At 67.4% G+C, this 1,853-nt stretch carries 2 protein-coding genes; both read left to right on the top strand.

All coding sequences use genetic code 11. The annotated features are described in order from the left end of the window. Window positions 1-123: 123 nt before the first annotated feature. Window positions 124-759, top strand: a complete 636-nt coding sequence (locus GTR02_RS21505; protein ID WP_166609507.1) for a hypothetical protein — start codon at window positions 124-126, stop codon at window positions 757-759. Between the two features lie 136 nt (window positions 760-895). Then, window positions 896-1,675 (top strand): HAD family hydrolase, encoded by a 780-nt coding sequence (locus GTR02_RS21500; protein WP_276611143.1) that lies wholly within the window; start codon window positions 896-898, stop codon window positions 1,673-1,675. The last annotated feature ends 178 nt before the right edge of the window (window positions 1,676-1,853 follow it).

Genomic DNA, 1,853 nt, shown 5'->3' with positions numbered 1-1,853 from the left:
GGACGCCTTGGACGACGAATGACCGCACCGCCAGCTCTCGGCTCACCGTATCGGTATCGCAGCGCCTGCGTATTACGCGCTCCTCGACACGACCGCTGGGTCGCAGGCCGCGCGGATCGCGGCATGACCGGATGGTCCGACCGTGGACGGACGCGAGCCGGTGCGGCCAGCGGACACGATGTGCGGATGTGGCTGACACTCGAGAAGAGCGGGATCCGCAACCAACGCCGCGACCTGGGGGTCGACCATCTGCGTGATCCCCACCCCGACCTCCCGGCACGACAGTCGCTGGTGCTGACGTCGGCCCACACCCTCCTTCCAGAGGCAGGGGTGGAGGGGCTGCCAGGTCTCGCGCGCCAGGAGGTGGAGCAGGGCCTGAGCGGCCCGGTGCGGGAGGCCATGGCGCGGTGCGAGGACAGCAGCCCCGCGATCGAGTTGCTGCGCGATGACCTGGTACTTCGGCTCAGCGGTGGGCGCTCAGGACTCGCGGCCGCTGTGGTCGTCGTCGACCAGGTGCACCTGCGACGGCTGGTGCGCGGCGTCGTCCCGACGATCATCGCTACGCGCAACCTGCTCTGGTACGGCTTCTACCGTCATGACGATGACCCGCACGCGGAGACGATCGAGTCGTTGCGGCGCCTGCATGATACTTGGAGGCAACGACCAGGTGAGCGGTCTTCCCTGGAGGAGCAGATGCGCCGGGTCGCGGTCGAGGCCGTGGGGGAAGACCCAAACGACCTGCTCGACGCCGTCGTGTGACCAACCGTCGTACCTCGGCTCTGAGAACGCACGCAGATCGTCACATCCGTGAAGTCGTTAGCTGCCAGCGGCGGCGCGCACAACGCGGCATGAGCGCGCCTTCGCGCGACCAGCGGCATGACCGTGCAGTCGCTCGATGCCCAGGGTGGTTCAGGTGGCGGCCCGCACACGGGCACCGCACCACTACCGTTCACGATCGGTGGCGCCTACCCGGCGTCATCGGTGGACTGAGCAATCAGATGGAGGCGATGTGTCGTCAGTGAGTCCGTCTCCGTGGCGTCTGGTCGTCGCCGACATGGACGGCACGCTCGTCAGCGGGACGACAGCCCTGGCCCACCTGGGCACCTGGATCGGACACGCACCCCGGATCGAAGGTCTGGAGGCCAAGCTCGCTGTTGGCCAGGTCAGTGATCAAGAGGTCGCAGACAGCTACGCCACCTTCTACGAGGGCATTGCGGTTGCTGACGCGAGCAGCGCAATGTCGGGCATCCCGCGCATCGATGACATCGCCGAAGGTGTCGCCATGCTGCAGCAGAGATCGGTGCCGGCCTGCATCGCGACGGTCTCCTGGAGCTTCGCGGCGCGCAGCCTGGCGGACCTGTGGGGGTTCACCGACGTGTGTGGCGCTGACCTGGAGGTCGACTCCTCCACAGCCCGTTTCACCGGGCGCGTCGCCCGCCACTTTGGGCCCGAGGACAAGGTTGCCTTCGTCGCCGAACGCTGCCGTCGCGACCGGATCGGGCTGGAGCACGTCGTGGCGATCGGCGACAGCCGCTCGGACCTGCCTCTGTTCGAGGCGGTCGGTTACAGCGTTGCCTTGAACGGGACACCTGATGCTCAGGCTGTCGCCAGCACAGTTGTGAACTCGGGCTCCTTCCTGACGGCGTTGCACGCGGTCCCTGGGCTGCTCAGCTAGTGGTCTGAGTAGCGGATCAGGCTCAATTGCAAGGTCCGTCGCCCCTCGGTCATCGGCACGACCGCAAGAATGTCGGTCAGCCGTGACCGCGCGCGGACGGTGTCATGACCGCGAGATCCCCGCCGCCCGGCTGCATGTGGAGACTCAGATGGTGACCACGTCCAGGAGGTGGTCAGCG

It is taken from the genome of Kineococcus siccus (assembly GCF_009906795.1).
In the GTDB taxonomy this organism is placed as follows: Bacteria; Actinomycetota; Actinomycetes; order Actinomycetales; family Kineococcaceae; genus Kineococcus; species Kineococcus siccus.
Note: the sequence above shows the minus strand (reverse complement) of the source record. Positions and strands in the feature narration are given on the sequence as shown.

What these genes read in the sequence shown, in the direction of transcription:
- GTR02_RS21505 (WP_166609507.1), top strand. Translation starts at nt 124, where the DNA reads ATGACCGGATGGTCCGACCGTGGACGGACGCGAGCCGGTGCGGCCAGC.
- GTR02_RS21500 (WP_276611143.1), top strand. Translation starts at nt 896, where the DNA reads ATGCCCAGGGTGGTTCAGGTGGCGGCCCGCACACGGGCACCGCACCAC.